Annotated in this window: 23 protein-coding genes; 14 read left to right on the top strand and 9 right to left on the bottom strand. The window is 71.6% G+C overall.

Going from position 1 to position 24,535, the window contains the following annotated elements; all coding sequences use genetic code 11:
* Positions 1-29: 29 nt before the first annotated feature.
* Entirely contained in the window at positions 30-2,141 is a 2,112-nt protein-coding gene (locus ACOKR1_RS17140; protein ID WP_422934133.1) for a hypothetical protein, read from the bottom strand.
* Positions 2,131-3,423 (bottom strand): ABC transporter substrate-binding protein, encoded by a 1,293-nt coding sequence (locus ACOKR1_RS17135; protein WP_422934132.1) that lies wholly within the window; start codon positions 3,421-3,423, stop codon positions 2,131-2,133. Before ACOKR1_RS17135 ends, ACOKR1_RS17140 begins: the two co-directional genes overlap by 11 nt.
* Positions 3,424-3,659: 236 nt before the next feature.
* Between ACOKR1_RS17135 and ACOKR1_RS17130 the strand changes: the two genes are divergently transcribed.
* From ACOKR1_RS17130 to ACOKR1_RS17105, 6 genes are all read left to right on the top strand, one after another.
* Positions 3,660-5,159, top strand: coding sequence for a Gfo/Idh/MocA family protein (locus ACOKR1_RS17130; protein ID WP_422934131.1), 1,500 nt, complete (start codon positions 3,660-3,662; stop codon positions 5,157-5,159).
* A complete protein-coding gene (locus ACOKR1_RS17125; RefSeq protein ID WP_422934130.1) occupies positions 5,156-6,079 on the top strand; it encodes an NAD-dependent epimerase/dehydratase family protein in 924 nt (307 codons plus the stop codon). The genes ACOKR1_RS17130 and ACOKR1_RS17125 overlap by 4 nt, the downstream gene beginning before the upstream one ends.
* 89 nt (positions 6,080-6,168) lie before the next feature.
* Positions 6,169-7,119: a 5-dehydro-4-deoxyglucarate dehydratase gene (locus ACOKR1_RS17120; RefSeq protein WP_422934129.1), complete on the top strand. Its 951-nt coding sequence runs from the start codon at positions 6,169-6,171 to the stop codon at positions 7,117-7,119.
* A gap of 11 nt (positions 7,120-7,130) precedes the next feature.
* Positions 7,131-8,282 (top strand): mandelate racemase/muconate lactonizing enzyme family protein, encoded by a 1,152-nt coding sequence (locus ACOKR1_RS17115; protein ID WP_422934128.1) that lies wholly within the window; start codon positions 7,131-7,133, stop codon positions 8,280-8,282.
* A 127-nt stretch (positions 8,283-8,409) separates the two neighbouring features.
* Complete coding sequence (locus tag ACOKR1_RS17110) at positions 8,410-9,912, top strand: aldehyde dehydrogenase (NADP(+)) (RefSeq protein ID WP_422934127.1); 1,503 nt, start codon at positions 8,410-8,412, stop codon at positions 9,910-9,912.
* Between the two features lie 576 nt (positions 9,913-10,488).
* Complete coding sequence (locus ACOKR1_RS17105) at positions 10,489-11,595, top strand: IS110 family transposase (RefSeq protein ID WP_422934126.1); 1,107 nt, start codon at positions 10,489-10,491, stop codon at positions 11,593-11,595.
* 323 nt (positions 11,596-11,918) lie between these two features.
* Here ACOKR1_RS17105 and ACOKR1_RS17100 read toward each other — a convergent pair whose 3' ends face one another.
* From ACOKR1_RS17100 to ACOKR1_RS17090, 3 genes are all read right to left on the bottom strand, one after another.
* A complete protein-coding gene (locus tag ACOKR1_RS17100; RefSeq protein WP_422934125.1) occupies positions 11,919-13,028 on the bottom strand; it encodes a M24 family metallopeptidase in 1,110 nt (369 codons plus the stop codon).
* A 171-nt stretch (positions 13,029-13,199) separates the two neighbouring features.
* The gene (locus ACOKR1_RS17095) at positions 13,200-14,324 is read right to left on the bottom strand and encodes a dienelactone hydrolase family protein (RefSeq protein WP_422934124.1); all 1,125 of its coding nucleotides are present in this window, start codon (positions 14,322-14,324) and stop codon (positions 13,200-13,202) included.
* Positions 14,321-15,394, bottom strand: coding sequence for a LacI family DNA-binding transcriptional regulator (locus tag ACOKR1_RS17090; RefSeq protein ID WP_422934123.1), 1,074 nt, complete (start codon positions 15,392-15,394; stop codon positions 14,321-14,323). The genes ACOKR1_RS17095 and ACOKR1_RS17090 overlap by 4 nt, the downstream gene beginning before the upstream one ends.
* 133 nt (positions 15,395-15,527) lie before the next feature.
* On the opposite strand from ACOKR1_RS17090, the gene ACOKR1_RS17085 reads away from it, so the two are divergent.
* The 4 genes from ACOKR1_RS17085 (at position 15,528) to ACOKR1_RS17070 (ending at position 18,679) form a co-directional block, all read left to right on the top strand.
* Positions 15,528-16,556, top strand: a complete 1,029-nt coding sequence (locus ACOKR1_RS17085; RefSeq protein WP_422934122.1) for an acetylxylan esterase — start codon at positions 15,528-15,530, stop codon at positions 16,554-16,556.
* A gap of 342 nt (positions 16,557-16,898) precedes the next feature.
* Positions 16,899-18,056 (top strand): 3-deoxy-7-phosphoheptulonate synthase, encoded by a 1,158-nt coding sequence (locus ACOKR1_RS17080; RefSeq protein WP_422934121.1) that lies wholly within the window; start codon positions 16,899-16,901, stop codon positions 18,054-18,056.
* 136 nt (positions 18,057-18,192) lie between these two features.
* A complete protein-coding gene (locus ACOKR1_RS17075) occupies positions 18,193-18,405 on the top strand; it encodes a helix-turn-helix domain-containing protein (RefSeq protein ID WP_415855620.1) in 213 nt (70 codons plus the stop codon).
* Positions 18,406-18,580: 175 nt separating this feature from the next.
* Complete coding sequence (locus ACOKR1_RS17070) at positions 18,581-18,679, top strand: 30S ribosomal protein bS22 (RefSeq protein ID WP_003792170.1); 99 nt, start codon at positions 18,581-18,583, stop codon at positions 18,677-18,679.
* A gap of 106 nt (positions 18,680-18,785) precedes the next feature.
* Here the strand turns inward: ACOKR1_RS17070 and ACOKR1_RS17065 are convergent, their stop codons facing one another.
* Positions 18,786-19,595, bottom strand: a complete 810-nt coding sequence (locus ACOKR1_RS17065) for an HAD family hydrolase (protein WP_422934120.1) — start codon at positions 19,593-19,595, stop codon at positions 18,786-18,788.
* Positions 19,596-19,644: 49 nt separating this feature from the next.
* Between ACOKR1_RS17065 and ACOKR1_RS17060 the strand changes: the two genes are divergently transcribed.
* Both ACOKR1_RS17060 and ACOKR1_RS17055 read left to right on the top strand, forming a co-directional pair.
* Entirely contained in the window at positions 19,645-19,899 is a 255-nt protein-coding gene (locus tag ACOKR1_RS17060; RefSeq protein ID WP_422934119.1) for a glutaredoxin family protein, read from the top strand.
* A gap of 117 nt (positions 19,900-20,016) precedes the next feature.
* Positions 20,017-20,739, top strand: a complete 723-nt coding sequence (locus tag ACOKR1_RS17055) for a redox-sensing transcriptional repressor Rex (protein WP_422934118.1) — start codon at positions 20,017-20,019, stop codon at positions 20,737-20,739.
* A 3-nt stretch (positions 20,740-20,742) separates the two neighbouring features.
* Here the strand turns inward: ACOKR1_RS17055 and ACOKR1_RS17050 are convergent, their stop codons facing one another.
* The 3 genes from ACOKR1_RS17050 to ACOKR1_RS17040 all read right to left on the bottom strand — a co-directional run bounded on the left by ACOKR1_RS17050 (position 20,743) and on the right by ACOKR1_RS17040 (position 22,998).
* Positions 20,743-21,357, bottom strand: coding sequence for a hypothetical protein (locus ACOKR1_RS17050; protein WP_422934117.1), 615 nt, complete (start codon positions 21,355-21,357; stop codon positions 20,743-20,745).
* A 60-nt stretch (positions 21,358-21,417) separates the two neighbouring features.
* Complete coding sequence (locus ACOKR1_RS17045; protein ID WP_422934116.1) at positions 21,418-22,191, bottom strand: hypothetical protein; 774 nt, start codon at positions 22,189-22,191, stop codon at positions 21,418-21,420.
* A gap of 258 nt (positions 22,192-22,449) precedes the next feature.
* Entirely contained in the window at positions 22,450-22,998 is a 549-nt protein-coding gene (locus ACOKR1_RS17040) for a YceI family protein (RefSeq protein ID WP_422934115.1), read from the bottom strand.
* A 246-nt stretch (positions 22,999-23,244) separates the two neighbouring features.
* Here ACOKR1_RS17040 and ACOKR1_RS17035 point away from each other — a divergent pair, with 246 nt between their 5' ends.
* A complete protein-coding gene (locus tag ACOKR1_RS17035) occupies positions 23,245-23,913 on the top strand; it encodes a histidine phosphatase family protein (protein ID WP_422934114.1) in 669 nt (222 codons plus the stop codon).
* Positions 23,914-24,534, top strand: a complete 621-nt coding sequence (locus ACOKR1_RS17030; RefSeq protein ID WP_422934113.1) for a TlpA family protein disulfide reductase — start codon at positions 23,914-23,916, stop codon at positions 24,532-24,534. It begins immediately after the preceding gene.
* Position 24,535: the final 1 nt, after the last annotated feature.

Genomic DNA, 24,535 nt, shown 5'->3' with positions numbered 1-24,535 from the left:
CCGCCGTCGTCCGCCCACCTCGGCGCCACTCACGGGAGGGGCAGCACGTCCTTGACCTGGACGCGCCATGACCCGTCGGCGGGGAAGCCCGGCGCCGCGCCACTCCCGTCCCAGCCCGCGGCCATGAGGGCCACCGCAGCGAGCAGCCCGCCGTTCCCCGGCAGGTACAGGGGGAGCGCCTCTGTCTGGAAGTTGTGGCCGCTGCGCAGGTACGTGTTCTTGCCGCGGTCGAGGAGCAGCGCGTCGACGGCGTCGTTCGGGCGGCCGAGCCGCGCCGCGCACATCGCGATCATGGGGTAGTCCCATCCCCAGGTGCTCTCCCAGTCCCAGTCGCGGAGCACGTCGTCGAGCGTGCGGGACATGGTCGAAGGGTCGATGAGGCGGGTCGGCGGGATGACGCCGAGCCCCGCGAGCATCGACGGATGGTCGGTGCGCACCGTGAACGGCGGCACCCCGATCGCGGCGTAGACCCCGTCCCGCACGGTAGGCCGGACGAGGTTCCGCGCGACCTCGTCCCACACCGGGTGCGGCGCGAGGCCCAGCCGCGCCCGCCATCGCTGGGCTGCGTCGAGCGCCCACGCCCAGTACGCGAGCTCGAACGTGGGGTTCTTGAGGCCAGCGCGATCCGCCGCGTAGGACTCCTGCGCCGGAATGAGCGGCGGCCCGAGCTCGAAGCCGTCGGGGCCCCGATGCGCGTACCCGGCCATGAACTCGGCGGTCGCGAAGACCACGGAGGCGTAGCGCTCGGCGGTTGCGCGGTTCGGGCGGCTCCGGAAAACGAGCTCGGCCAGGTAGATGGGGTGCGGCTGCTGCCAAATGAGAAACGGGCCGATGTCGCTCGGGCTTTCGCGCCCGTCCGGCCCCACCTGCTTGGGCCACCGCGCGCCGGGGAAGCCCTGCGCGGCCGCGGTCTCCCGCGCCGATCCGAGAATCGTCTCGTACCAGCCGAGGCTGCGTTCCACGAGCTCGGGACGATTCCACACCGCGAAGTGGGCCGCGTGCCACCAGTGCATCTCGAGGTGGAAGCGCCCGCGCCACGAGTTGACCATGAGGCCCGTCTCCTGCGGCGGGAGCGAGCCGGCGCACTGGACGCGCGTCTGGTACTGCGAGAGGATCACGCGGCGTTCGAGCTCCGCGGCGCGCGGGTCGGCGCTCTCGGCGAGCTGCACCATCCCGCCGTGCATCCAGTACCGCTCCCACTCGCGGGACGAGGCGGTCGCCACGTCAGCGAAGCTCGGCACGCTCGCGTGGCCCGGCTCCCAGCCCGGGAGGAAGCCCACCGTCAGCTCGAGGACGGGGCCGCCGCCGACCACGACGAAGCGGTGCGCCCCCTCCCGCGTCACCCGGGCGCCGGGCGCGTTGAGAACCACGGCGTACCGCGCCTCGTCGAGGCGCCGCAGGATGTCCCAGCCACGCGCCGTCGTCCGCAGCTCGGAGGCGTGCCGCTCCGGGCTCGCCCCGTCCGCGGCGTTGCCCCACGCCTCGCTGCCGTAGGGAAAGTCGAGGACGACGGCGGGCGGCTCGCCGCCCGCCGAGCGCACGCGGAAACTCACGGCGTCGACCTCGGGGTCCACCGCGGTCTCCACGGTGAAGCCCGCGCCGCCGAGCTGGAAGCTGCTCGTCGCGACGCCCGTCCAGAGATCGAGCGTCTGGTCGATGCCGACGACGTCGGCCGGACCGATGGCGCGCAGCCCCGCCGATTGGGGCGCGAGCCCGATGCGCCCGAGCATGAGGCGGTGCGGGTTGTTGCGGAGCCACGACTCGGCGGGGGCCATCGACTCGAGCGCGGTTGCGCTCGTGCGGCCGCCGAGGTCCACGTAAGGGACGGGACCCCGCGGGCTCGCGTAGGTCCGGACGGTGGACGCAAGCTCGGGGACCGCACCGATCGGGGTGGAATGCCAGCCCCACTGCGACTGCGTCCCGAGAAGCGACCCGGCCGGTTCCCCGTACCTCCCCGGCGCGGGGTAGGCGTCGGGGAGGGTCTGGAGGCCGGTGGCGTCGAACGTGAATGCGAACTCGCCGTTGCCCACGGTGAGCGGGGAGCAGGGATCGATCTTCCGCATCGCGACGTTGTGCCGCCGCACGAGCGCGGCGCGGTCGATGGTCCGCGACCGGGCCGCGGGCTGGGAGCTAGTGCGCAATGGCCTGCTTGCTCTCTGTCATCCACCGGGCCGCGGCGTCGTGCGGGCTGAGCCGTCCGAAGAGCACGTCCGAGGTGGCGCGCGCGGTGATCTCGGAGACCTTGGTCGAGCCCGTCGGCCCGATGTACGTGGGCGCGAAGCTCATCTTGCCGATGCTGTCGATGTAGGCGACCTCGGTCTTGCCCTGCTGGCTCAGCTGGGGCGAGATCGCCGCACGCATGCTCGGGTTGCCGGGAACTCCGCGGTCCGTCCCGAGGATCGGGGCGGCCGTCGCATTGTTCACGAGGAAGTTCACGAGCTTGGCCGCGGCCTCGGTGTTCTTGGTCCGGGCCGAGATCGAGTAGAACTGCGAGGACTGGAGCCAGATCCCGTGCGTCGGGTTGTCGCCTGGGAGATGGAGCAGGACCAGATTGGACTTCGCCGCCGTGCTCAGAGCGCTCAGCGAGTTGCTCCACGTGAGCATCATCCCGGCCTTGCCGAGGCCCATGAGGGTCTGCTCGGTGCTCGCGTTGAGCTGCTCGGACTGTTCGGCGGGGCTCGGAGTGGCCGAGGACTTGTTCATGGTGAGGGTGTCGGAGAAGAAGGCCTCGATCGTGGTGGCGTCGAGCCCGAGCGCGCCGTCCTTCGTGTACAGGGACTGGCCGCGCTGCCGCGCGAACGCGTCGAGCGAGTCGTGGGTCATGCTCGTGGCGATCCCGTAGGTGCCTTTGGGGCTCTTGGCGGTGAGCTCGGTGCCGATGCGCGCGTAGTCGTCCCACGTCCACGTCGAATCGTCCGGGAGCGGAATCCCAGCCGCCGCGAAGACGGCCGGGTTGGCGACGACGCCGAGCGCGTTGGCCCCCGTCGAGACGCCATACTGTTTGCCCTTGACCTGGCCGTTCTGCAGCTCGGAGGGATTCAGGTGGCTGAGGTCGAGCTGCGAACCGATCGTGCCGAGATCCAGGAGCGCGCCGCGGTTCGCGTATTCGGCGGGGTACGCGCCGCCCAGCGTGAAGACGTCCGGGGCATCCTTCGCGGCGACGCTCGTGGCGAGCTTGTCGAAGTAGCCCTTGAAGTCGCTCGGCTCGCCCTGCACCACGATGTCGGGGTTGGCGGCCTGGAACGCGGCGATGGCCTTGTTGGTGGCCTCGGCGCGCTTGGTGTCTCCCCACCATGCGAAGCGCAGGTGGGTCTTGCCGTCCCCCGAGGCCGAGGATGCGGTGCCGCATGCCGTTGCGGTCGAGGCGAGGACGAGGGTGAGGGCTACGCCGAGAGCGGCGCGGAGGGTGCTCTGTGTGTACATCGTTGTACTCCGGGTTCGGATCGCAGGGGGTGAGCAGGGGCGCTGAGGGAAACCGATTTCTTGGGCTGAAACGTACCAACTTGGATCAGAGGCGTCAATGGTCCCCGAAGTTCACTCCGACTCTTGGCATGCGCTTTCCCACCAACCCTTGGCAGCGTGCGTCGCGTGGAGTACGGTGGTGAGAAACCGGTTACTCAGCCCTTCCTGAGGACACTCACCGAGGAGAAGACCGCCCCATGGCTGCCCCCGAAACCCCCGCGCCCGCCGCCCCCGCGACGGCACCCGCGACCACCCAGACCCGGCCCCGCAAGTACGCCCTCGCAGGCACCGGCTCGCGCGCGGAGATGTACGTCGACGCCCTCCTGGGCCCGCACTCCGACCTGGGCTCCGTGGTCGCGTTCGTCGACACGAACGAGCATCGCATGCAGTACCACGACGCCCGCATCGCGGCCCGCGGTGCCGACTGGGAGCCCACGCGGCACTACGGCCCGGAGCGCCTCGGCGAGATGTTCGACGCAGAACGTCCCGACGCGCTCATCGTCACCACCCCGGACTTCACCCATGCGCGCTACGTGACCGCGGCGCTGGACCGCGGCGTCGGCGTCATCTGCGAGAAGCCGATGACGACGTCGGTGCAGGGCATCGCGGACATCGTCCGTTCCGCTCGCAACGCCGCGGGGACGTCCGGCGCGAAGCTCGTCGTGACGTTCAACTACCGCTACTCGCCGCGCAACTCGGTGATCAAGGACATCATCCAGTCCGGCAAGATCGGCAAGGTCACCTCGGTCCACTTCGAGTGGTGCCTCGACACAGTCCACGGCGCGGACTACTTCCGCCGCTGGCACCGCAACAAGGCCAACTCGGGCGGCCTGCTCGTGCACAAGGCCACGCACCACTTCGACCTCGTGAACTGGTGGCTCGGCGACGTCCCGGAGACGGTCTACGCCCAGGGCGGCCTGCGCTTCTACGGCGCACGCAACGCCGCCGAGCGCGGCCTCGGCGAGCGCCCCGAGCTGAGCCGCGACAACCCGGACCGGGACGACCCGTTCAACCTCGACCTCAGCGCCGACCCGAAGCTGCGCGGCCTCTACCTCGACGGCGAGTCGGACGACGGCTACCACCGCGACCAGGACGTCTTCGCCGACGGCATCGACATCGAGGACAACCTGAGCCTCGTGGTCGGCTACCGTGGCGGCGCGTCGATGGCGTACACGCTCGTGGCGCACTCCCCGTGGGAGGGCTACCGTGTGGGGTTCAACGGCACCGAGGGCCGCGTCGAGATCGAGGTCGTGGAGCGCGGTTCGGTGGCCCCGGACAAGCACACGCTCGACCCGTCCGTGGCCGAGGATCCCGAGCATCCGGGCGCCCATGCCCGCCCGGTCGGCCAGCGCGTCCTGCTGCAGCGCCTCTGGGAGCCCGCGCGGGAGATCCCGATCCCCGAGGGCGAGGGCGGCCACGGCGGCGGCGATGCGATGCTGCTCTCCGACGTCTTCCGCGGGCCTGGCAACGACCCGCTCAACCACCAGGCCGGCTACATCGACGGCATCCGCAGCGTCCTCGTGGGCGTCGGCGCCAACGAATCGCTCCGCACCGGCCAGGCCGTGCGGCTCGCCGACTTCGGCGTCCCGCTCGACGACGACGCCCCGCTCACCTACGCCGCTGAGTCCGGCGACGACGCGCCGCTCACCCCGGCGCGCGGCAGCAGCGAGCAGGCCGCGGCGGAGGCCCGCGCATGAGGATCGCCGTCACCGGAGGCTCCGGCCGGCTCGGCGTGAGCGTGGTCAACCACCTCGCGTCCCGCGGCCACGAGGTCCACTCGCTCGACCGCGCGGCCTCGCCCCACGTGGACTGCGCCGTGCAGCAGCACGCCCTTGACCTCACCGACGCGGCCGCCGCGAAAGAGGCCCTCGGCGCGATCAGGCCAGAGGGGGTCGTGCACCTCGCGGCGATCGCGGTGCCGTTCAGCGCACCCGAGGACGTGATCCTCCGCACGAACGTCCAGTTGTGCTTCTCCGTCCTGAGCGCCGCGGTCGACGCCGGCGCGAGCCGCGTGCTCGTCGCGTCGAGCCCCACGGTGCTCGGCTACGGGACGCCGCAGGGGTGGTCCCCGCAGTACCTCCCGATCGACGAGAACCACCCGATCGCGCCGTGGAACGCGTATGCGCTCTCCAAGGCGACGCTTGAGGCCACGGTCCGGATGTTCGTCGCCCAGCTCGGCGACGCGGTCCGCTTCGGCGCGTTCCGCCCGTGCTTCGTCATCTCCCCCGAGGAGTGGCGCGGCGCCCCGACGCAGCAGGGCCACACGGTCGCGGAGCGGCTCGCGCGGCCCGAGCTCGCCGCGGTGTCGCTGTTCAACTACGTCGACGCGCGGGACGCCGCGAGCTTCGCCGAACGCTGGCTCGAGGCGGCGGACCAGATCCCGAACGGCGAGGTGTTCTTCGTGGGTGCCGACGACGCCATGGCGCGGGAGCCCCTTTCCGAGCTCGTCCCGCGGTTCTTCCCCGGCACCGAGGGCATCGCGGCCGAACTCACCGGAAACCACGCCGCGTTCACGTCCGCCAAGGCGCTCCGCCTCCTCGGCTGGCGCCCGCAGCGCTCGTGGCGCACCGAACTCCAGGGCGAGCCGCTCGCGGCCACGTCCGTCCACCTGAGCTGACTTTTCTCACCCACCCCGCCACCCAAACCCACCCCGCCACCCAAACCCACCCCGCCACCCAAACCCACCCCACCGCCCATAGGAGCCCCATGAACTTCGACGGCATCCTCTTCTTCCCCGTCACTCCCTTCGACGCCGAAGGCCGCGTGGACCCCGGACTCGCCCGCGAGCACGTCGCGTCGCGCCTCCCGTTCGGCCCCGGCGGCGTCTTCGCGGCTTGCGGGACCGGCGAATACCATGCGCTGACCGCCCAGGAGGCGGGCGTCGTCGTTCGTTCCGCGGTGGAGGCCGTGCGTGAGGCGGGCGCCGATGTCCCGGTCCTCGGTGGGGCTGGCGGCCCGCTCGGCCACGCGCTCGAGGCGGCGCGCGCCGCCCAGGAGGCGGGCGCGCAGGGGCTGCTCGTGCTCCCGCCGTACCTCGTCAACGCGCCCACGGACGGGCTCGAGCGGTACGTCGAGGCGATCGCCGCCGCGACGGACCTCGAGCTCGTGATCTACCACCGCGCAAACGCGCGCTTCACGCCTGAGGCCGTGGCACGCCTCGCCGCGAACCCGAAGATCGTGGGGTTCAAGGACGGAGTGGGAGACGTCGCGGTCACGCAGGAGGTCGTGCTCGCGGTCGAGGCGACCGGGCGCACCGACTTCCAGTTCTTCAACGGACTCCTCACCGCCGAGTTGAGCCAGGGCGCGTATCGCGGGATCGGCGTGCCGCTGTACTCGTCCGCGGCGTTCGCGATGGCGCCCGAGGTCGCCATCGCGGCCTACCGAGCGGCGGAGGACGGCGACGAGCCGCGCCGCCGCGAGCTCCTCGAGCGCTTCTACCGCCCGCTCGTGCGCCTGCGCGACGCGGTGCCCGGCTATGGCGTCTCGCTCGTCAAGGCGGGCGTGCGGCTCGGCGGCCTCGAGGTGGGCGGCGTCCGCCCGCCCCTGGCCGACCCGCGGCCCGAGCACCTCGCCGAGCTCGAGCGGATCCTTGCCGTGGGGCTAGAGCTCGCGGGCAGCCCGACCGCCTCAGGCAGCGCCGCCCTCGTGGCGCCGTGACTGGCGCAGACATGAACAGCGCAGCCGCGACCAGCGCAGCCACGAACAGCGCAGCAACGAACAGCGCAGCAACGAACGCGGAGCCGGTGCTCGCCTCGCTGCGCACGCGCCTCCTCGTCCCGCCGCTGCCCCGCCCGTGGGGACCCGACGTGCCCGAGGTGCATTTCGTCGTCGTCGACGTCGAGGACTCCGGCGGCCATCGCGGCACGGGGTTCAGCTGGACGCCCACGGTGGGCGCGGGCGCCGTCGTGAGCCTCCTGAGTGACGACATCGCCGCGGCCGCGCTCGGCGGTCCCACCCATCCCGAGGCCGTGTGGGACAACCTGTGGGTGAAGCTGCACGAGGCCGGCGGGGGAGGGCTCACGACCATCGCGCTCGCGGGCCTCGACCTTGCCCTGTGGGACCTTCTCGGCAAGCGTCTCGGAGTGCCGGTCGCGGAGCTGCTCGGGCGCCGTCGGACGTCGATGCCCGCGTACGGGAGCGGGGTCAACCTGCACTACTCGCTCGACGAGCTGCTCGACCAGGTCCGCCGCTGGATCGACGCTGGCTACGGCGCCGTCAAGATCAAGGTCGGCAAGCCGGAGCTCGCGGAGGACGTCGAGCGCGTCGCCGCGGTCCGGGAGCTCCTCGGCCCTCGGCGTCGGCTCATGATCGACGCGAACCAGCGCTGGGACCTGCCCACCGCCCGCCGCGCCGCCGCGGCCCTCGAGCGCTTCGGACTGCACTGGCTCGAGGAGCCGCTCCGCGCCGAGGACCTCGAGGGGCACGCGCAGCTGCGGCGCAGCATCGGCGTGCCGATCGCCGTGGGCGAGAACCTGCACACGCTCCAGCGGTTCCGCGAGTACATCGCGGCCGGCGCGTGCGACATCATCCAGCCCAACATCGTGCGGGTTGGCGGCATCACGCCGTTCCGCCGCATCGCGGGCCTCGCCCGGACGGGCTCCGTGGCGCTCGCCCCGCATCTGCTCACAGATCTCTCGGCCCAGCTCATCGCGACGCTGCCCGGCGAGGTCGAGGTCGAGGAGGTCGACGACACCGCGTTCGAGACCCTCGGCGTGCTGGCCTCGCCGTCGCCCGTGCGCCGCAAGGGGGCGGACGTGACGCTCGAGCCCGCGCCCGGGCTCGGCCTCGACTTCGTCGAGCGGCTCGCCGCCCGCCCCTGACCCCACAACACCGGGGACGGGACCCCACAACACCGGGGACGGGACCCCACAACGAGGGGCCTCGGTTGCGGGGTCCCGTCCCCCCAACCGCCCACCGTCTCTCCCCCACTCTCCTGAGGAGCCCATCATGACCGCCCTCCCGACCGAATCCCTCATCCCCGCGAGCCCCGAGGACAGCGCGCCCGAGCAGGTCGCCGCCGTCGTCGGCGCCGCCGTGCGGGCTGCCCGTCCGGCCGCCGCGGCGTCCGACGCGGAGCGCGCCGCGTGGCTCGAAGCCGCTGCGGACGCCCTCGACGCCGCGCGCGACGAGCTCGTAGCCATCGCCCACCGCGAATCGCACCTCCCCCTGCCCCGCCTCGCGGGCGAGGTAGCCCGGACCACGGGCCAGCTTCGGCTCTTCGCCGCCGTCGTGCGCGACGGCGCGTATCTCGAGGCCGTCATCGACCGCGCCAACCGTGCCGCGACGCCTCCGCAGCCGGACCTGCGCCGCGTGCTCCGGCCCATCGGGCCCGTCGCCGTCTTCTCGGCGAGCAACTTCCCGTTCGCGTTCTCGGTCGCGGGCGGCGACACGGCGAGCGCGCTCGCGGTGGGCTGCCCCGTCGTCGTCAAGGGTCACTCGGGGCACCCCGAGCTCTCGGTGCGGACCGCGCGAATCGTCGCGGACGCGCTCGCCGCGGCTGGCGCGCCGGAGGGGATCTTCGGCCTCGTGCTCGGGCGCGACGCGGGCCGCGCGCTCGTGCAGGCGCCGGGCATCAAGGCGGTCGGCTTCACGGGGTCGCTCTCGGGCGGCCGCGCGCTGTTCGACCTCGCGAGCACGCGCCCCGAGCCGATCCCGTTCTACGGCGAGCTCGGCTCGATCAATCCCGTGGTGATCACGCCCGCGGCCGCGGCGGCCCGGACGGCCGAGCTGGCGGCGGGACTCGCGGCGTCGTTCACGCTCGGCGTCGGGCAGTTCTGCACGAAGCCCGGACTCGTGCTCGTGCCGGGGCGCGTGGGCTTCGAGTCCGCGCTCGCCACCGAGGCGTCGGCGCACAGCGGCGGCCCTATGCTCACCGCGCGGATCGCCGAGGCGTTCCCCGAGGGCGTGCGGCGCCTTGTCGAGGAGGGCGGCGCCGAGATCATCCTCGGCGACGCGGCGCAGGAGGCCTCAGCGGGCTCCGCGCGGCCCGTGGTCCTCGCGGTCGACGCCGCGCGCGTCCTCGAGCGGCCGGGCGTGCTCCTCGAGGAGTGCTTCGGCCCCGTCACGCTCCTGGTCCGCTACACGGGCCGCGACGACCGCGACGCCGTCCTCGCCGCCGTCGGCGGTTCGCTCACGGCGACGCTGCACGCGGAGCCGGGGGAGGACGTCACCGAGCTCGCCGGGCGGCTCGCCGAGGGCGCCGGGCGCGTGCTGTTCGGCGGCTGGCCCACGGGCGTGGCGGTCACGTGGTCGCAGCATCACGGCGGCCCGTGGCCGGCCACGACGTCCGCGCTGCACACGTCCGTGGGCGCGACCGCCGCGCGGCGCTTCCAGCGGCCCGTGACGTTCCAGGACGCGCCGCGGGCCGTCCTGCCCGAGGCGCTGCGCGACGAGAACCCGCTCGGCATCCAGCGCCGCGTCGACGGGGTGCTCACCCGCGAGGCCGTCTGACTGGCAGCTGGGAGGGCCGGCCCCCATCAGGGCCGGCCTTCTTGCTGTCTTGAGCCCGCCAGACTCCCCAACTTCTCCTCCAACCTCCCCGGGTTCTCCGCCTACCGTCCCAGCCTCACAGCGGACGACGGCGCCGCTCGCCTGCGATCCCGGGCGGCGCCTTCCGCCGTGGTCGCCGAGAAGGGGGATCCGGCTGAGAAGTTGGGGAGCCCGGCAGAGTAACCGGGGAGGCTGGCCGGGAAACCGGGGAGGCTGGCGGCGAAACCGGGGAGGCCGGCGCTTTAGACAATATGAGTTGAGATCACAGCCTCGGGTGCCCTGCCCGATCGGATGGCCATTGTCGCCTGGCCGGTCCTGCGGTGCCGGCTTGGCATGAGGGCTGCGTTCGTGTGTGATGCGGCGCCGCAGGACCTTGGTCCAGGCGGTCATGGCCTGTATCCGGAACGGGCATGGAGAAGCGGCCGGGGCCTTCTCTGTCACAGTGTCGTGGGTTGCCATTGTCGCCGGACGTTGGCCCGAAGGCCGGTCGGGGGCTGCAATGGCAGTGCCACATGTGAGTCTTGGGAGGTCCCGGCTATGTTCGAGCATACTTTCGTCGGTCTCGATGTCCACGCGGTGGATGTCGTCGCCTTCGCCTTGACCCCGGAGACCGGGGAAGTCACGCGGCAGGTCATGGCCGCCGATCCGGTGGCGGTGCTGGCGTGGATACGCCGTTTCGATCCGCCGGTCAGGGCTGTCTACGAGTCCGGTCCGACCGGGTATGTCCTGGCGCGTTTCCTGCGGGCCGGCGGCGTCGACTGCGTGGTCGCCGCGTCCTCCAAGCTGCTGCACGCCCCGGGAGACCGGGTGAAGACGGATCGCCGTGACGCCCGGGTCCTGGCGGAGATGCTCGCGGTGGGCGCCGTCACCGAGGTGCGGATCCCGGATCCTGAAACGGAGGCGCTGCGGGACCTCTCCCGGCTCCGTGCGACCGCGGCCCGGGACCTGGCCCATGCCCGCCAGCACCTCAACGCCATCCTGTTGCGTCATGGCCTGCGCTACCCGAAGGGGACCAAGTGGACAGGCGTGCACCGCGCATGGCTGCACCGGCAGGTCCTCGGGGACCCGGTGCTGCAGTTCGCCTACGCAGCTGAGGTCGAGCAGGCCGAGATGCTCGAGGCACGCCTGAAGCGCATCGACATGGAGCTCGAGCGCATCGCCGCGGCGTGCCGGTATGCGCCGGTGATCAATGCGCTCATGTGCCTGCGCGGCATCCGGGCCACGACCGGGTTCGGGCTCGCGGTCGAGATCGGGGACTGGACCCGTTTCAGCGGATCCTCCATCGGCTCCTACCTGGGCCTGGTGCCCAGCGAGCAGTCCTCGGGACAGTCCCGCCATCAGGGGCCGATCACCAAGGCGGGCAGCTCCTACGCCCGGAAGCTGCTGGTCGAGGCGGCCTGGCAGCACCGCCGCCCCTATGCCCGCCCCGGAGACCGGCTGCTGTGCCAGTTCGAGCTCGTCGACCCCGCCACCCGCATCCGAGCCATCGAGGGCAACCACCGCCTGCACAGGAAGTGGGAACAGTTCGATGCCCGGCACAAGATGCCGGTCAAGGCGAACACCGCCGTTGCCCGTGAACTGGCCGGCTGGTGCTGGTCGCTCGCCGCGCCCCTTCAGCCAGGAGAGCCCATGGCCGCCGCATGACTGACAACGACGTGCCCCCCGGATAGGCGGAGGCGACGCGGCGGCACGCGGAGGAGCGAACCCGGAACCGCCGCTATGGGCAGACAGGCGCACACCCTGTCGACGCCCGATTTTAGACACCGGAAGCGCTCCCGGCCGAACAATCGTCATGCGGTAATCAACCCGCGAATATCAGCCTGACCACGCCAGTCGGAACAAGACCCGCCAACGCGCCCCTCCACCACCGGGCGGCACCCCCCCATTGAGCGGCCCCCGCAACCAACCATGCCGGGGAGCCGCTCACCTATGGCTCTTGACACGCACGACCTACATATCAGCGGAGCCTAGACCTCGAGGACGTCCGGCCGCTGCAGCGGCTGGCCCGCCACGTCGACGGTGACGGTCGGCCACTCCGGATCGGCCGAGAGCACCTCGAAGCCCGCGTCCGTGCTCAGGATCGTGTCCTCGACCTTGCAGCCGGGGCCGGTCGGGTTCCACGCGAACGCGACGTCGGTGCCGAGCAGCACGTCGACGCCCGGGGCCGCGCGGGGGTCGCGCCCCGCGTAGCCGGCCACGCCGCCCTGATGGTGGCGGGTCCACTCGTCGGCTCCGAAGCCGTTGAGCGCGTACGCGGCCGCACCCGCCGCGAACGCCTCCGCGAGAGAACCGCCGGGACGCGACGCCGCGAGGTACGCGGCCTCGACCTCGAGGATGCGCCGGTCGGCGCTGAGCTCCGCCTCGCCGCGCCTCCCGAACCGCACCCAGCGGGTCGCGTTGAGGATGAGCCCGTGCCGCCGCGCGCACACGACCACCATCGCGCGCTCGCCGAGCGGCGCCGCGGTCGGCAGAGGATGGCGGTCCGACACCCGTGAGGCCCCGCCGACGAGCACGACGGTCGGCTCCGCGCCCAGCTCGACGATCCCCGCGGTGACGCGCGCCGCGAGCTCCCGCTCGGTCAGCTCGGGGGACGCCGCGGCGAGCGTGCGCGTGAGTAGGTGTGCCACGTTGGCCCCCAGTTCGCGATAGCGGCCCACCTCAGCGGGGGTCAGCCGCTGCCGGGCGGCCCGGAGGCCGGACTCGAGGCTGCCCTCTGTGGCCCCGCCGGCGGCGAGGGCCTCGGCTTCCGCCGCGGCAGTCACGCTCGCGTGCCACGGATGCTCCACGATCGTGGCCCACGCGGGGAGCTCCTCGACTGCGAGCCGATGCGCCTCGTTCGACGTGACGTGCACCCGATCGCCCTCCCGCGAGACCACCGCAGCGACGATCGGGGGCGCCGCGAGGTTCACGTGCGTGCGCGCGCCGTCGAGGTACCACGCGAGTGCGGGCTGCGACGTGAGGGCCACCGCGCCGAGCCCCTCGGAATCGAGCAGCTCCAGGACGCGGCGGCGCTTCTCGAGGTGCTCGTCCAGCCCCTCGACGGCGTTTGACGGGACGGTCTGCAGTTCGGAGGTCATGGGCGTCCTTACGACTGAGAAATCGGTTTCTCACCACCGTAGACGGACGCCGTGGCGAGGTCAACGGTGTTCGTGATGCGAACCCGGACCCAAGCCCCCGAGACCGCACGGAACACCCTCCGGTCTCGCCGCTGACCTCCGGCCTCGCGACGAGCGGCCCCGCCCGAGCCCTCAGAACCCGAGCACGCCGCCCAGCCACTCCCAGGCGGCGTCCTGCATCTCCAGCGTGAATACGTGCCCCACGGGCAACAGCGAGCCGGTGTAGTTCGCAGCCCGCCCGTGCGCGGCAAAGCGGCGGCGCAGCTGCGCGTCCGCGGCGATCATGCCGTCGCGCGGGAACAACCGGTCCTCGAGCCCGTACTGCACGAGGAGAGGATTCTCGGTCCACGAGCCCACCACGGACGGCCAGTCTCCCGCCGAACCGATCCCGGGGCTGAGCCACGTCCACGCGTGCGTGTCCGTGTGGGCAGGGATGAGGGCCTCGAGCGTGCTCATCATCGCGACGATGACCGTGGCCCGCAGCTCGGGCGCGAGGACCCGCAGGGCGCCAGCCCGCGCGCCCCCGCCGGACATGCCCACGGCGGCGACCCGGCCGCCGTCGACCGCGGGGAGCGAACGCAGCACGGACAGCGCCAGGAGGTCCTCGCCCGCGATGAGCCCGGCCCACGACGTCCCGAGCAGCCCCGCGACCTTCGCGGCCTGCGCCTCGGTGAGGCGCGGCGGGCCCTCGTCCTCGGGGAGTCGGCGCGAGCCGAAGCCGAACACGTCGTGCACGAGGACGGCGGCGCCGCGGCGGGCGAGGTCCTCGGCCCACGCGCGCCCTCCGTAGGCGGACGCGCGGCTCGCGCGGACCAGCTCCGCGACCTCTCCCGTGAGCCCGTGCGGCCCGTCGGCGAGCTTTTCGCGACCCGTGAGCTTCACCCCACCGTGCTCGAACAGCGCGAGCACGCCGGGAAGCGCGCCGGTCTCGCCGGCCGGCCGCAGAAGCCACGCGCGCGTGCGCGGGCCGTAGCCGCAGTCCCAGCTCAGCTCGCTGCCGCTCACGCCGTCGCGCGTCCACTCGCCGTCCGTGCGCGCCTGGGCCTCGCGGGCCGTGGGCACGGTGCCCATCGCCGCGAGGAGGCGCTCCCGGAGCGCCTCGGCGGGGGCGTCGGCCTGTTCAGCGAACGGTTCCGCGCCGCGTTCGCGGACGACGGCGGCCGTCAAGTCGCTTTTCCAGCCCGCCCAACCCGCCCTTCCGGCCCACGCGTCGCTCGCCGCGGCGTTGGTCGCCCCGGCGCTACTCGCCTCGCTCACGCGTCCGCCACGGTCCCGGCGCGCGCAGCCCCAGTCTTTCCAGCCCCGGCCCGAGCCTTGTCCGCCGGCGCGGCGCCGACGCTCGCGCGGACCTCGAGGCGGGGCGTGACGGTTACGTCGTGCGCGGGCTCGCGGTCGCTGAGCACGGCCCACAGACGTTCCCACGCCTCCTCGCCGAGCTGGGTCTGCGGCACGGATGCGGTGGTGAGCGCGGGGGAGGCGAAGCGCGCGAAGGGGATGTCGTCGAAGCCCGTCACGGAGAGCTGGCCCGGCACGTCCACACCGGCCTCGTGCAGGGCTCCGAGCAGGCCGAGCGCCACGAGGTCGTTGAAGCACACCGCCGCCGTCGCGCCGGTCGCGAGCACGGCGTCCTTGGCCCGGTAGCCGTCCTCGAACATCGCGCCGCATGGGACTTCGATGATCTCGGGGCTCTGATCGGCGAGCAGGTGGTGCAGCGCCTCGAGGCGAGCCCGGTTGCCGTATGAACCGCCCGGCCCCGCGAGGTACGCGACGCGCCGGTGCCCGAGCCGCTGGAGCTCCGAGACGATCGCGCGGATCCCAGCGCCGTAGTCCACGGCGAGGCTCGGCACGCCGGGCACGGGGCTCTCCCGGTTCACGAGCACCACGGGGGCCAGCTCCGGGAGGAGGTCGCCGAGCACGGCGGAATCCATACGCGGCGAGACGAGCACGAGGGCGTCGCAACGGCGCCGCGCCTCGCGGGCCAGGATGACCTCCTCGTCCGGGTTCTCGATCGAGTCGGCCACGAGGACTCGGTAGCCGGCCTTCGCAGCCGCGCGGCTCAGGCCTCGGAGAGTCTCCTGAAACATGGGGTTGCCGAGGTCCGGGACCACGATCGCGACCGTCTGCGTGCGGCCCATCGCGAGGCTGCGGGCCACGGTGCTCGGGGAGTAGTTGAGCTGTTCGGCGGCTTCGCGGACGCGGCGGCCGATCTCGGGGTCCACGGTCGCGAGGCCGTTCATGACGCGGGAGACGGTCGCGCGGGAGACCCCTGCGGCTTCGGCGACGTGGGCAATCGTCACGTGCCGTCCGGCGTGCGTGGTGCGTGCCATGTGACCTCCTGTGCGGCCGCGCGGGGCCGGTCCACGGGGCGCGAGTCGCCCCCCCAATTCGTCGAGTCTAGCAACCGGTTACCGCCATCGGGAGGGGTGCCAGAAAGCGCTTTCCGGGCTAGAATTCCATGCTATGCCAGCCACCGATCTGCCCCTGCCCGAGCTGCGCGCGTATCGCGGCAGCAGCCCGCTTCCCGCCGACCTCACTGCCTTCTGGGACGCGACCATCGCCGAGGCGCAAGAGCACCCCCTCGACGCGCGCTTCGAGCGCGTCGAGACGCACCTGCCCCTCATCGAGACCTACGACGTCACGTTCGCCGGCTACGGCGGCGACCCCATCAAGGCCTGGCTGCACCTTCCCGCGCGCCGCGACGAGGCAGCGCTGGCGGGGGAGGAGCGGGGGTCTCTGCCCGCCGTCGTCCATTTCCTAGGCTACTCGGGCGGGCGCGGGCTCGCGCACCAGAACACCCTGTGGGCGCAGGCGGGCTACGCGATGCTCATCATGGACTCGCGCGGACAGGGCTACGGAGGCCAGCTCGGGGAGACCCCGGACCCGCACCCAAGCGCGGGCGGCGTGAACTACCCGGGGCTCATGACGCGCGGCATCCTGAGCCGCGAGACGTATTACTACCGGCGCATCTTCACCGACGCGGTCCGCGCGATCGAGGCCGTCCAGGCCCATCCGGCCGTCGACCCCACACGGGTCGCCGTCCACGGCGTCTCCCAGGGCGGCGGGCTCGCGGTCGCCGCGGCGGGGCTCGCGGCGGGAAGGGTCGACGGCGTCATCGCCTGCCTGCCGGACGTGAACTTCCTCGCGGACTACCCGCGCGCGCTCGACGTCGCGACGACCGGCCCGTACCCCGAGCTCGAGCGGTACCTCGTGCGCCACCGCGACCACGTCGAGGCGGCCTTCGCGACCCTGCCGTACTTCGACGTGGTCAACCTGGGCCGCGCCGCGCGCGTGCCGGCCTACTTCTCGGTCGCGCTGCGGGACACGACGTGCCCGCCGTCGACCGTCTACGCGACGTACAACCAGTTCGGCGCCGACGCCCCGGCACCAGTTGAGAAGTCGATCGAGGAGTACGCGTTCAACAACCACGAGGGCGGGGGAGAGCACCACGTCGCGCGGCAGCTCGCGTGGCTGCGCAAGCTGCTCAGCTGAGGGCCCACCCCGGCCCCTCCCGTTGCGCCGTCACGTTCGCGGGGTGCCCTCCGGTTGCGCCGTCACCTCCGCGGGGTGCACCCCGGTTGCGCCGTCACCTCCGCAGGGTGCCCTCCGGTTGCGCCGTCACGTTCGCGGGGTTGGGCCAATCGGGGCGCATGCCGTAGTGTTCTCGCATGATCAAGCGTTGGTATGCGTATTTTGCGTTGGCTCTGGAGGGCCAAGCGTAGATTCGCGCATACCAACCTTCAGAGCCGACGGGGCAGGGACTACGGTCCCTGCCCTTCGCCGTTCCAGGCAGGCTCTGACGCTAGGGTCCTGTCGGGAGGAAGACAGGAACCCATGAACGCGTCCAGCACCGCCCTCAAATCCAGCACCGCCCTCAAATCCAGTACCGCCCTCAAATCCAGCACCGGCAACCTCCGCGTCGCGGAGTTCACGCCTCTGCCCACGCCCGCGGAGCTCCTCGCCGAACTGCCGCTCACGGCCCAGGCCGAGGCCACGGTGGCCCGCGGCCGCGACGAGGTGCGCGCCGTGCTTGACGGCGTCGACGACCGCCTGCTCGTCGTCGTCGGCCCCTGCTCGATCCACGATCCGGAAGCCGGGCTCGACTACGCGCGCCGCCTCGCCGCCGTCGCCCGCGAGCACCGCGGGGACCTCCTCGTGGTGATGCGCACGTACTTCGAGAAGCCGCGCACCACGGTCGGGTGGAAGGGGCTCATCAACGACCCGCACCTCGACGGCACGCACGACATCGCCGCGGGCCTGCGCGCCGCGCGCGAGGTGCTGCTCGGCGTCCTCGGCCTCGGGCTGCCCACGGCCACGGAGTTCCTCGAGCCGATCTCGCCTCAGTACACGGCGGACGCGATCGCGTGGGGCGCCATCGGGGCCCGCACCGCGGAGAGCCAGATCCACCGCCAGCTCGTTTCGGGCCTCTCCATGCCGGTGGGCTTCAAGAACGGCACCGACGGCGGGCTCCAGGTCGCGATCGACGCGTGCGGTGCCGCGGCCGCGGCGCAGGCCTTCCTCGGCATTGACGACGACGGCCGCGCGGCGCTCGTCTCAACCTCCGGCAACGCTGACACTCACCTCGTGCTCCGCGGCGGCGCGTCCGGCCCGAATTACGATGCCGCGTCCGTCACCTCGACCTCCGTGACGCTCGCGGCCAAGGGCCTCAATCCGCGCCTCGTCGTCGACGCGAGCCACGCCAACAGCGGCAAGAACCACCACCGCCAGGCGGAGGTCGCGCTCGAGATCGGATCCCAGATCGCGGCGGGCGGTGTGGCGGGCTCCGCGATCGCCGGGGTCATGCTCGAGAGCTTCCTCGTGGGCGGGGCCCAGCCCCTCGACGTCGCCGCCCACGCCGCTGGCCGGGACCAGCTCGTCTACGGGCAGTCGGTCACGGACGCGTGCATGGAGTGGGACGTCACGGTTCAGGTGCTCGAGCAGCTCGCGGAGGCGGCACGTCTGCGCCGGTCCGTGCGGGGAAATGCGTCATGACAAGGGCAAATACCACTTTCACAACAGTCCCTCCAGCATCTAGAGTAGCTAGCACATGCACAGTGAGGGCACGCAACAGTCACGTCGTCGAGCGGGCCTCATGGGGATTGCGTCGACGGCGAGCAAGGAACTGAAGATGGCTGGTTCGGGGGAGTTCGCGAACACACGCTTCCTCACGGTCGCCGAGGTCGCGGAGATGATGCGCGTCTCGAAAATGACGGTGTACCGACTCGTGCACTCGGGCGACATGCCCGCCGTGCGTTTCGGGCGCTCCTACCGCGTGCCCGAGGCTGCCGTCGACGAGTACGTGCGCCGCGCCGCCGTCGACGGTCACAGCGAGACCGCCTGAGCCTCGCGGGGCGCCGGGTCGGGTTCGTAGGACTTTCGGCCGGTCGGGCGCTCGCGTTGAGTGCTGTATTCTGTTCAGGAACGTTTTACGTCACGTCACCAGCAGTTGGTTGCAAGCGGCCCCCGAGGGAGCCCGGCCAGCGGCCCGGGGGCACCACTTACTGTTAGGAACTTCTGTGGGTTCGGTTATCAAGAAGCGCCGCAAGCGTATGGCCAAGAAGAAGCACCGCAAGCTGCTTCGCAAGACTCGTCACCAGCGCCGCAACAAGAAGTAGTCGGCGCCGCCTCTCATCGAGGCCGGTACACCGAGGCCCGTTCCCTGCACAGGGGAGCGGGCCTCGAGTCGTTTCGGGCACGCCGACTCGGATCGGCACCTGACGGCTAGCGGCGGAACCTCGTGTAGCTCCTCCACAGGCCGTAGACGGCGCCGCCCACGGTCGCGAGCTTGAGCCCGAGCGTCGCGGCCCGCCGCCCGGCGCGGAAATCGTAGATGGGCCAGTTGTGCGCATTCGCGTGATGCCGCAGCCTCGCGTCCGGGTTGATCGCGACGGGGTGCCCCACGAGGCTCAGCAGCGGGATGTCGTTGTGCGAGTCCGAGTACGCCCAGCAGCGCGCAAGGTCGAGGTCCTCGCGCTCCGCGAGCTCCGCGACGGCGAGCGCCTTGGCCTTGCCGTGCAGGATCTCGCCCACGAGCCGCCCCGTGTACGCGCCGTCCTCAATCTCGCCGACGGTGCCGAGCGCCCCCGTGAGCCCGAGCCGCTCGGCAATCACGGACGCGACCTCGATCGGCGTCGCCGTGACAAGCCACACGCGGCGCCCCACGCGCAGATGCTGCTCGGCGAGCGCCTTCGCGCCGGGCCAAATGCGCGACTCGATCATCTCGTCGTACACCTCGTAGCCCACGGTCGCGATGTCCTCGACACGAATCCCTGCCGCGAGCGAGAGGGCGGAAGTCTTGACGGATTCAACGTCGTCCAGGCTCTCGCCACGGACCAGGAACGTGAACTGCTTCCACGCGAAGCCCGCGGCCTCGCGGAGCGTGAACGCGCCGCGTTCGTACATCTTGCGGCCCACATGGAACAGGCTTGCGCCGCGCATGAGCGTGTTGTCGACGTCGAAGAACGCGGCCTCGGTGGGCCGTGCCTGCGGGAGTGGTCGCGCCGGCACAGGCACGGTCTTCTCGGCAGGCATGATCCGAGTCTAGTCAATCCCGCACCATGGGCCGCGCTACCGTTGTTGCATGCGCACTCCCGAGATCGTCCTGGTCGCCCGGCGCGAGTGCCACCTCTGCGAGGCGGCCCGCGAAGTCGTGGCGCGTGTCGCCTCGGATGCCGGGCTTGAGTGGACGGAGCGCCTGACGGACGACGACGCCGACCTCGCCGCGCGCTTCGCCGAGGAGGTCCCGGTGGTGCTTGTTGACGGCGTGCAGCGCGATTTCTGGCGGATCGATGAGGCGCGCCTGCGCCGGACGGTCGCGGCGGCGGCGCGGGGCTGAGCTTGTTGGGGAGCAGCAGTTTTGGGCGGCGCGGTGCGGCGGTTCTAGAGTGAGTCGGACCGGAATGAGCCAGCGGTGCGCCGGACGGCGGCCGCCGACGGGGAAGAGTGGTGCGCCGTGACGTCTCAAGCGAAGTCACCCGACGATGCCCCCGTGGTGCCGCCGGCCAAGCGGCTGCCGAGCGCCGTCGTCGCCCGTCTGACCATCTATCTCCGCGCGCTCAACGGCTTCGTCGCCGAGGCGGTCGAGCGGGTCTCCTCCGAGGAACTCGCCGAGGCCTCCGGCGTGAGCTCGGCGACGCTCCGCAAGGACCTGTCGCAGCTGGGCTCCTACGGGACGCGCGGCGTGGGGTACGAGGTCGAGAACCTCCTGCAGCATCTCTCCGCGGCGCTCGGCCTCACCCGCGACTGGCGCGTCGCGATCGTCGGCGCGGGCAACCTGGGCCGCGCGCTCGCCCGGTACGGCGGCTTCGAGACGCGGGGCTTCGAGGTCGTGGCGCTCCTCGACACGGACCCGCAGCTCATCGGCAACGAGGTCGGGTGGCTGCGGGTGACGGACGCGGCGAACCTCGAGGCGATCTTCCGCCGGACGCGCGCCAACATGGCCGTCCTCGCGCTCCCGGGGTCCGCGGCGCAGGCCGCGTGCGACCGCGTGGTCGCGGCCGGCGTGCGCAGCATCCTGAGCTTCGCGCCGACGATCCTGCAGGTGCCCGCGGGGGTGACCCTGCGCAAGGTCGACATGGCCACCGAACTGCAGATCCTCGCGTATCACGCCCAGCGTGGCGAGGCTGGCGGCCAGACCGGGGAGAACACGCTCGGCGAACCCGCCGAGGGCGTGTAGGCGCTACCGCCGGTAGCCGGAGCGTACGGCCTTCGACATCGCGAAGAAGAAGTTCGACGTCGGGAGCCACGCGAGGATGATCGCCACGGCCTGCACGGCAGAGATCGCGAGACCCACGCCATAGAGCGGGGTCATCGTCGCGTACGGGGTCGTCGCGAGGTAGCCGGGAGCCGAGACGAAGCCACGTACCGCGAGTCCGAGCGCGAGCCCGGACAGCGAGCCGAGCACGTTGAGCCCCACGAGGACGGTCAGGAGGATCCGGACCCAGTTGCGCCCGGTCCAGATGCCGAGCGCCAGGAGCACCTGAACCGCGAGCCCGATGAACCCGCCGACCCACGCGAAGGGGACCATCATCTGCGAGAACTGCTGGGCGAAGCCCGGCGGGAGGGCCCGGCGCGACTGGATCGCCGACTGCGCGAGGACCGTGTTGACGTAGTCGCTCACGACGTTGAGAGTGAACGGCAGCAGGACCAGCGGGACGACCGCGGCGGCGACGATGAGCCAGAACGAGACCTTGACGGTCGCCGGCCGGCGGACCCTTGCGGGCGGCGGGGTCATGCCGGGGAACGAGCCGCTCGGAAGCTGGCTCGGCCAGGGGCCGGAATAGCCATCAGTCATGGTGCGTCCCTCTCCAACGGACTCGTGCCTGTGGGTGCTGTCGGTGGTGCTGCGGCGGGATTACTGGCCGTACGGGTTGCCGAACGTGCGGGGCGGCTCGGTGTAGGGGTTCGCGAAGGCGTTGTGCGCTGCGATGTACGCGGAGACCGTCGGGCGGAAGAGCATGATGATCGTCACGATCGCGAGGGCGATGGTGATGAGCGCGAACAATCCGGAGCTCAAGACGCTCAGCACCGAGAGGCACAGGAAGACCGTCCCGAGGATTCGCGCCCAGCGGCGGCCCCGGCGCAGGAACGCGGCGCACAGCCCGAGGACGGCGGCGTTGACGAGGGCACCGACGAACACGATCCACAGGACGGTCAGGATGATCTGGTGGAACTGTTCGTACGTGATGGCCGTCGAGCGGCTGCTCGTCTGCTCGGTGAACATGGCCCGCAGGTCGACCGCGCTGTTGATCGCGAGGCCGAAGATCGCGAGCACGGCCTCGACGGCCGCCGTCGCGATGAGGAGCCAGAAGGCCACGTTGACGCCCGACTGTTGGGCCGCGGCACTAGGCACCGGCGTACCGTAGCCGGAGCTGTACTGGGCTGGTTGGTTGTACTGGGGCTGCTGGCCGTACTGGGGCTGCTGACCGTACTGCGGAGTCTGCCCGTACTGCGGCGGCTGAGGCTGCTGCCCGTACTGTGGAGCCTGCCCGTACTGCGGCGGCTGAGGCTGCCCTGCCTGCGGCTCGTAGCCGGGCGCGTACTGGCCGTACCGGGGCGCCGGGCGCGAACCTTCCGGCTCATGTGGCGCAGGCGTCTGCGGCTCGTCGGGCTGTTGGGGCGTGCTCATCTGGCTTCCTCCGGTCGGCTCCGCGGAGCGGACCTGAATGTCCCGTCCCCGCCATTCCTCACCCTACCGGCACAGCCCTCGCATCCGCTGGGAACTTTCGTCCCCATTTCTCGATCCACAAAGCGCGTGTTTCGGCGCGACACGCCGTGCTCAGAGCGATGGGGAAACGACAAGCGGGCTCGAGCGCGCAGCCCGATCACAAACGTGCGGCGCCGGCCCGGGAATCCCGGACCGACGCCGCAGCGGGGTAGAGCAGGCTCAGGCCTGGGGAGCCGTGAACGCGAGGTCGAGCGTGATCACGACCTTGTCGCTCACCAGAACGCCGCCGGTCTCGAGCATGGCGTTCCACGTGAGGCCGAACTCCTTGCGGGAGATCGTCGTCTCGCCGGAGAGGCCGGCGCGGGTCGTACCGAACGGGTCCACGGCCACGCCGTTGAACTCGGTCTCGATGGTCACCTGCTGGGTCACGCCCTTGATGGTGAGGTCACCCGTGACGTCGTAGGACTCGCCGTTGTGCTCGATCGCGGTCGAGGCGAACGTCATCTCCGGGAACTCCTCGACGTCGAAGAAGTCGGCGCCCTTGACGTGGCCGTCGCGGTTGACATCGCCCGAGTCGAACGAGGCAGTCTTGACGGAGGCGTTGACCTTGGTCTCCGCGAGGCTGTGCCCCACGTTGACGCTGCCGGCCGCGTCGGTGAAGCGGCCGCGGACCTTGCTGATGCCCGCGTGGCGGACGGTGAACGCGATGTCGCTGTGGGCGATGTCGAGGGTCCAGAGGCCAGTGGTGATGCCGGAAGGAACGGTCATGTCAATCTCCTTGAGGGTGGCGTGCTAGAGCTTTTGGGTTGGAGACTCAGATGATTGAAGTGTCAACCAACATGACCATGCTATCCATGCAAATGCATCTTCCGCCACCCCCTGTGGTGGAATTCACAGGGAACTCTCGGGATCGGCCTGTAGTTCTACTGACCGTAGAATGATGAAGCGGAGGCCACGTCCCTTCCCGTCCGGACGATTTCGCCACGGCCTCCCACATTTGAGAAACTGGATGCCATGCCTTCTTCCACCGTCCATCTGCTGCGTCACGGCGAGGTGCATAACCCAACCGGCGTGCTCTACGGCCGGCTCCCGGAGTTCCACCTCTCCGAGCGCGGCCGGCAGATGGCGGCGTGCGTCGCCGAGCACTTCGCGCAGCAAGCGCACGACGGCGGCCGGATCGTCCTGCTCGCGGCCTCGCCTCTCACGCGGGCCCAGGAGACCGCGGCCCCGACAGCCGCCGCCCTCGGGCTCGAGATCGCGACCGAGCCGCGCATCATCGAGGCGGAGAACCACTTCGAGGGCCTCCACGTGAGCCCGCGCGAACTCGCGAGGCCCCGCCACTGGCCGTACCTCGTCAACCCCTTCCGGCCCTCGTGGGGCGAGCCCTACGAGGCCCAGGCTGCTCGCGTCCTGGCCGCGGTCGCCGATGCGGCGCGCACCGCCGTCGAACGCGGGGGAGACGGCGCGGAGGCCATCCTCGTGGCGCACCAGCTGCCCATCTGGACGGCCCGCCTCAAGTCGGAGGGCCGCGCCCTGTGGCACGACCCCCGCAAGCGCGAGTGCACGCTCGCCTCGCTCACGAGCCTCACGGTCGATTCCGCAACCGGCGCCGTCATCTCCATCCGCTACACCGAGCCCGCCGCCGCCCTGCTCCCGGGTGCCGCGACGACCCCGGGGGCCTGAATGGCGGGCGCAGCACATCCCACGCGTCGAGGCGTCCTGGCCCTCGCCGCCCTCGCGCTTCCCGCGGCAGCACTCTCGGCCGTGGGCCTCTCTGCCTGTGCGGCGAATGATCCGCTCGCCTCCCAGGCCCGCGCGGGTGACAACAAGAACTACGTGGCCGGCGACGGCTCCGTGACCGAATACGCGAAGGATTCGCGCAAGCCGCCCGTCTCGTTCAAGGGCACGCTCTACGACGGCAAGACCGTGGACTCGGCGTCCTTCGCGGGCCACGTCACGGTGCTCAACTTCTGGTTCGCAGCGTGCGCGCCGTGCCGCGTCGAGGCGCCGTCCCTCAAGCAGCTCCACGACGAATACTCGCCGAAGGGCGTGGTGTTCTACGGCGTGAACCTGCGCGACGAGCAGGGCACCGCGGACGCCTTCGAGCAGAACTTCGGCATCACCTACCCGAGCTTCAACGACCAGGACGGCCGCGTGCTCCTCGCCGTGTCCGGCATGGTCCCGCCGGGCGCCGTCCCCACGACCCTCGTGCTCGACAAGCAGGGCCGCGTCTCCGCACGGGTCCTCGGCGAGCTCGACAAGAGCACGCTCAAGGCCCTCATCGACACGGCGGCGGCCGAGTAGC

The organism is Sinomonas sp. P47F7, from assembly GCF_049332655.1.
Lineage (GTDB): Bacteria > Actinomycetota > Actinomycetes > Actinomycetales > Micrococcaceae > Sinomonas.
The sequence above is the reverse complement of the archived record's forward strand: the minus strand, read 5'-3'. Positions and strand labels throughout refer to the sequence as shown.